This window comes from Flavobacterium sp. (genome assembly GCF_044368625.1).
GTDB lineage: Bacteria > Bacteroidota > Bacteroidia > Flavobacteriales > Flavobacteriaceae > Flavobacterium.
Window position 1 is genome coordinate 1 of record NZ_JBIPPD010000204.1, and the last position, 5,861, is coordinate 5,861.

A 5,861-nucleotide genomic window follows, 5' to 3' on the forward strand; every position below is an offset into this window, starting at 1 on the left:
AATGGCGATTGCACAAATTCGGAAGCGCCTTTTTTTGACAGGCGATTTAAAAAGCGATTCGGGAAGCAAGGTATTCGATTCTGAATTTAAAGCAGGTTTGGCCAAATATGAAATCCGATACAACCGAAAAGCAGATGGCAAAATTAATGCGGTTTTAGCTAAAGAATTAAGCATTCCTGTGGAAGATCGCATCAAAACAATTATCGTCAATATGGAACGTTGCAGATGGATTGATCCCGAAGTGATGAATTCGAAAGAGCTTATTTCGGTCAATATACCGTCGTATAAACTCCATTATTTGAAGGAAGGAAAGTCGGTTTTAGAATCCAATATTGTGGTAGGTAAAGAGCTCAATAAAACCGTAGTTTTTAGCGGGCAAATGAGTTACATCGTATTCTCGCCGTATTGGAACATTCCTCAAAGCATCATTGAAGAAGAAATCAAACCCGGAATGGATAAAAATCCGAATTATTTAGAAGATAAAAACATGGAATGGAACAACGGAAACGTACGTCAAAAACCTGGTAAAACAAACTCCCTTGGATTGGTAAAGTTCATGTTTCCCAACTCCAACAACATCTATTTGCACGATACACCGGCCAAAAGTTTGTTCGATAAAGAAAGTCGCGCGTTCAGCCACGGTTGTGTTCGCGTGGAAAAAGCCCGAGATTTGGCCATAGCCATTATGGACGATCAAAATAAAATGAGTGCTGCAAAAATTGATGCAGCGATGCAATCTGGAACAGAAATGAATGTTTCCTTAAAGCGAAAAATTCCGGTGTACATCGCTTATTTTACAGCTTCTGCCGATACAGATGGAAACGTCAACTTCTACGAAGATGTGTACAAACGCGACAACCGATTGGCAAAAATGCTTTACACTCAAAAATAAAATAACTGATTTCTACTATACAAAAAGCCGTTTGAATCACTTCAAACGGCTTTTTCTTTTGAATTAATAATCAAAAATTATACAATTGCAAGATCTTTCATGCACTCGTGCATCATTTCGAAAGTACGTTTGATATCGTTATCCAAACCGATTGAAAAACGAATTAGTCCATCGGTTAAACCCATTTCAATTTGCTCTTCCATCGGAATTTCGCTCGAAGTAGACGTTCCCGGAGCACTAAAAAGGGTTTTGTAGAATCCCAAACTCACGGCTAAATATCCTAAGTTGCGTTTTTGCATCAACTCCATCAACTCGTTCGCCTTATCTAAACTTCCCGCATCGATGGTCAGCATCCCGCCAAAACCGTATTCGGGATTAATCATCCCTTTATACAATTCGTGCGAAGGATGGCTTTTCAAACCCGGATAAACGGTTTTTAATCCCAATCCTTCAAATTTTTCGGCGAGATATTGGGCGTTAAAGCTGTGTTGCTTGATTCGTAAATGCAAGGTTCTCAAGTTTTTCATCACACTTGCCGAACGTAAACTGTCCATTGTAGGTCCTAAAAGCATACTCGCACCTGAGTTTACATTTTTCAAGTCATTGATAAATTCTTGCGAAGCACAAACCACTCCACCCACGGTATCACTGCTTCCGTTGATGTATTTGGTCAAACTGTGAATCACAATATCAGCACCAAACTGAACGGGTGCGACAGATAAGGGCGAAAAGGTATTGTCAACTACAAGCTTCAGATTGTGCTTTTTTGCAATTTTTGATAGACCTGCTAAATCAGCCACTTCCAAAAGAGGATTACTCACCGTTTCGCAGTACAAAACTTTGGTAGTAGGAGTGATGGCGGCTTCAACTGCGTCTAATTTTGTAATGTCTACAAAAGTGGTTTTCACGCCGAAACGTGGAGCAAAATTTTTCAAAAAAGCATACGTTCCGCCATAAATCGTTCGGCTGGAAACAATGTGGTCGCCATTTCCACACAATTGCAAAAGAGTAGGAGTGATGGCACCCATTCCCGAAGCGGCAACATTCGCAGTTTCTGTACCTTCCATTGCGGCAAGGGCTTTGTCTAAATACAAATTACTGGGAGAGGAATGTCGGGAGTATAAATAACAACCTTCGGCATTGCCTTCAAAGGTGTCAAACATCGTTTTGGCAGACAAAAAGGTATAGGTGGAAGAGTCTGAAATAGAAGGATTTACGCCTCCAAATTCGCCAAAATATTGAAGATCTTGAATGTTATCTGCGGGATTAAAGTTGTGCATTATTGTGGTGTTTTAATAGTTTAAACTTGTTCAAAGTTGCCATATTATATTTAAAATTTCAACATATAGCATTATATTTAGATTTTTATTCTAAAATTATATAGATTTGTAGTGTATTAAATTATTTCTATTTCAATTTATGGGATTTATCCAATAATTTTTAATTAAAATCGCAACAGAACTAACAAATTACAAATTCCAATGGATGCAATTGATAAAAAACTCGTTACTTATTTGCAACAAGATGCCAAAAAAACAACCAAAGAATTGTCTTTAAAACTCAATCTTTCGGTAACAGCCGTTTATGAACGCATCAAGAAGTTAGAGCGCGAGGGTGTGATTTCAAAATATGTAGCACTTTTGGACAAAAAGAAAATCGACAAAGGTTTTATGGTTATTTGCCAAATCAAATTGGTGCAACATCATGTAGATAGCGTGACCACATTTGAAAAAGAAGTCGTCAAATTAGAAGAAGTTCTCGAATGTTTTCACGTCAGTGGCGATTACGATTATTTTATCAAAATTTACGTCAAAGACATGGAAGCCTACCGCGAATTTATGTTGACCAAATTGACTACTTTAAAACACATTGGAAGCACCCACAGCGTTTTTATGATTGGAGAATTGAAAAATGAAACCAATTTTAAGGTTTAACCTCGTATTAAGATACCTTTTTGTGGAATGAGTCTAACGGAAATGCGATGCAATTACATAACTTGTCCCGATTTATCGGGATGACCAATTAAAAATCACTTTTATAAATATGAAAAATTTCTCAATTCTCACCTTAATTGCCATTTTTACATTATCATGTAACTGCAAAAAAAATACAACTCAAAATGCAACTCAAAATACAACTCAAAATATCAATCGCGTATGGATGTTAGTCGAATTTAAAGCCTACAAAAAGGAATTTTTAGTAGCTCAAAATGCGTTTCTAAACCTTACCGATGCGGAACGTGCTTCTTCAAAAATGGGTTGCAATGCATTGTCTTTCTCGTATTTGGTAAAAGAGGGAACCTCGATCGAGTTTTCGCAGGGTATTGCTACAAAAATGTATTGCCAAGAAAGCATGCAACTCGAAGATGATTTTTTAAAAGACATTTTGAAAATGAAGCACTTCAAAGCAGAAGGCCATTCCCTAATACTTACTTCTGATGATGGCGAAAAAATGGTTTTTATTGCCCAAGATTGGGATTAAATTTTTTAGGGTAAGTGGAATGGGATACTTCAGATTTTTCGAATTTGAATTTTGAATTTGAATTTGCCATTAAAATTGAAATTGAATTTGTAATTTTGCAAGACGAGTATTAAACACACAAAAAAAATATATCATGAGTTCATTTGACGTAGTCATTATAGGTTCAGGTCCAGGCGGATATGTAGCGGCCATCCGTTGTGCACAATTGGGTTTTACAACAGCAATTATCGAAAAATATCCTACTCTAGGCGGTACGTGCTTAAATGTGGGATGTATTCCATCGAAAGCCATGTTGGCTTCTTCGCATCATTATGCCGAAATCAAACATTTTGCCGATCACGGAATTGAAATTTCAGGTGATGTAAAAGTAAATTTGCAAAAGATGATCGACAGAAAGCAAGCTGTTGTAGATCAAACCAGTGGTGGTGTCAAATTTTTAATGGACAAAAACAAAGTGACCGTTTTTGAAGGCTTGGGTTCTTTTGAAGATGCCACGCACGTGAAAATTACTAAAAACGACGGTTCAACTGAAATCATTGAAGGAAAAAATATCATTATTGCAACCGGTTCCAAGCCTGCCAATTTACCTTTTATTAAATTGGACAAAGAACGAGTGATGACTTCTACCGAGGCTTTAAAGCTGCCTGAAGTTCCCAAACACCTTATTGTTATTGGTGGTGGCGTAATCGGAATTGAGTTGGGTCAAGTTTACTTGCGATTGGGTGCTCAAGTTTCGGTAGTGGAATACTTAGACCGAATTATCCCGGGAATGGACAGCTCATTGTCTAAAGAATTGACCAAAGTGTTGAAGAAACAAGGCATGAAATTTTACGTTTCGCACAAAGTACAATCGGTGGAACGAAACGGAGACGAAGTTACGGTAAAAGCCGAAAATGCCAAAGGCGAAATCATTTCGTTAGAAGGCGATTATGCGTTGGTTTCTGTGGGTAGAAAACCCTTTACCGCAGGATTAGAAGCCGAAAAAGCTGGTGTCAAAATCACCGATAGAGGTATGGTGGAAGTCAACGATCATTTGCAAACCAATGTTTCAAATATTTATGCCATTGGCGACGTGGTTCGTGGCGCAATGTTGGCACACAAAGCCGAAGAAGAAGGCGTTATGGTTGCCGAAATTATCGCAGGTCAAAAACCACATATTGATTACAATTTGATACCAGGTGTTGTGTACACTTGGCCAGAAGTTGCCGCTGTCGGGAAAACCGAAGAGCAATTAAAAGAAGCCGGCGTTGCATTTAAAGCAGGAAGTTTTCCGTTCAAAGCTTTAGGAAGAGCGAGAGCCGGAGGAGATTTGGATGGTTTTGTCAAAATTTTAGCCGACGCCAAAACAGATGAGGTTTTGGGCGTTCACATGATTGGAGCCCGTTGTGCCGATTTAATTGCAGAAGCCGTTACCGCAATGGAATTTAAGGCTTCTGCCGAAGATATTTCTCGCATGAGTCATGCACATCCTACTTTTGCCGAAGCCATGAAAGAAGCGGCATTGGCTGCTACGGATAACAGAGCGTTGCACGTTTAACACTTTTGAACGTATAAAATTTAAAAATCCAAATTCTAAACCTTAAGTGTTCAGAGTTTGGATTTTTTTTAGTTTTTACATTGCTTTACTGAAGCTCCGTGACTTCTTATTCCTTATTTTGTTTGCATTTTTTGTATCCAAAATAGCCAAGAAATCCAATAAGAAGTAGGGGTCAGATTGAAATTATAGATGGAAGGATACCTTCCAGCGTGAACCAACCCGTTTTCAAGCTGTCTAAAATTTGCAAACCAATATTGGGTCGGTAAAAGGCAATGCTCTTTTCATTGGCAACCATTTCTTGCACAATGCGTTCGTCTTGATAAATGTGTAAAGTAAAGGTACTGGGCTCTGTTTGCATGCAATAATGACAACGAAAACTAAAGCGGTGTACACTAATGTAAGAGGCATTTTCATAAAATTGGTTTTTGGTTGATGATACGTTGGGAGTACATTTTTCGTTTCAAATAAATAAAAGGCAAAAGGTTACTACTTTTTGAATCAATACAAAACATTATGCCATTTAATTTCGTTTGAAACTTTACTATTCATTTTGATTTTGCTTACTACTGGTTTTCGATACAATTTTGTTCTTCTTGTAAAAAACGAGGTGAACAAAATCACTCGAAGTAACAATTGAACCCATCTTGTATGCTATATCCGAATGGTCTTTCTTCCGTCACTTCGAGTGATTTTCAGCAAAGAAAAATGCTAAGTTTTATTGCTGAAAATAGCATCGAGAAGCCATAAACTAATCCTATAAATATTTACTAAAATTTTATTGAAATAATATATAATTACTAAAAATTGGTACTACTTTGTTATTAATAAATAGCTACTTTTTTAACGTTTTTATAATCAAATAAATATTATATTTTAAGTCCGAATTTTAATTTTACTATTGCTTAATTAATTGAACTTGAGTAATATATGAATAAAAGTGTACGAAACCCT

General features: G+C 37.1%; 6 protein-coding genes. 4 read left to right on the plus strand and 2 right to left on the minus strand.

From position 1 onward, the window contains the following. On the plus strand, positions 1-892 hold an 892-nt coding region (locus ACIQ2X_RS13025), incomplete at its 5' end, for a murein L,D-transpeptidase (RefSeq protein ID WP_396179360.1). Positions 893-969: 77 nt separating this feature from the next. On the opposite strand, the gene ACIQ2X_RS13030 is transcribed toward ACIQ2X_RS13025, so the two are convergent. Further along, the gene (locus ACIQ2X_RS13030; RefSeq protein WP_396179361.1) at positions 970-2,172 is read right to left on the minus strand and encodes an aminotransferase class I/II-fold pyridoxal phosphate-dependent enzyme; all 1,203 of its coding nucleotides are present in this window, start codon (positions 2,170-2,172) and stop codon (positions 970-972) included. 201 nt (positions 2,173-2,373) lie between these two features. Here ACIQ2X_RS13030 and ACIQ2X_RS13035 point away from each other — a divergent pair, with 201 nt between their 5' ends. The 3 genes from ACIQ2X_RS13035 (at position 2,374) to lpdA (ending at position 4,910) form a co-directional block, all read left to right on the plus strand. Beyond that, complete coding sequence (locus ACIQ2X_RS13035; protein WP_396179362.1) at positions 2,374-2,826, plus strand: Lrp/AsnC family transcriptional regulator; 453 nt, start codon at positions 2,374-2,376, stop codon at positions 2,824-2,826. Positions 2,827-2,935: 109 nt separating this feature from the next. Beyond that, the gene (locus ACIQ2X_RS13040; protein WP_396179363.1) at positions 2,936-3,373 is read left to right on the plus strand and encodes an META domain-containing protein; all 438 of its coding nucleotides are present in this window, start codon (positions 2,936-2,938) and stop codon (positions 3,371-3,373) included. A 133-nt stretch (positions 3,374-3,506) separates the two neighbouring features. Then, a complete protein-coding gene (lpdA, locus tag ACIQ2X_RS13045; protein WP_396179364.1) occupies positions 3,507-4,910 on the plus strand; it encodes a dihydrolipoyl dehydrogenase in 1,404 nt (467 codons plus the stop codon). A 172-nt stretch (positions 4,911-5,082) separates the two neighbouring features. On the opposite strand, the gene ACIQ2X_RS13050 is transcribed toward lpdA, so the two are convergent. Continuing rightward, on the minus strand, positions 5,083-5,268 hold the full coding sequence (locus tag ACIQ2X_RS13050) for a hypothetical protein (RefSeq protein ID WP_396179365.1): 186 nt from the start codon (positions 5,266-5,268) through the stop codon (positions 5,083-5,085). Between the last annotated feature and the right edge of the window lie 593 nt (positions 5,269-5,861).

Excerpts from the sequence above, each read along its gene's own strand:
- ACIQ2X_RS13040 (WP_396179363.1), top strand. The coding sequence starts at position 2,936 with ATGAAAAATTTCTCAATTCTCACCTTAATTGCCATTTTTACATTATCA.
- lpdA (WP_396179364.1), top strand. The coding sequence starts at position 3,507 with ATGAGTTCATTTGACGTAGTCATTATAGGTTCAGGTCCAGGCGGATAT.
- ACIQ2X_RS13050 (WP_396179365.1), bottom strand. The coding sequence starts at position 5,268 with ATGCAAACAGAGCCCAGTACCTTTACTTTACACATTTATCAAGACGAA.
- ACIQ2X_RS13035 (WP_396179362.1), top strand. The coding sequence starts at position 2,374 with ATGGATGCAATTGATAAAAAACTCGTTACTTATTTGCAACAAGATGCC.
- ACIQ2X_RS13030 (WP_396179361.1), bottom strand. The coding sequence starts at position 2,172 with ATGCACAACTTTAATCCCGCAGATAACATTCAAGATCTTCAATATTTT.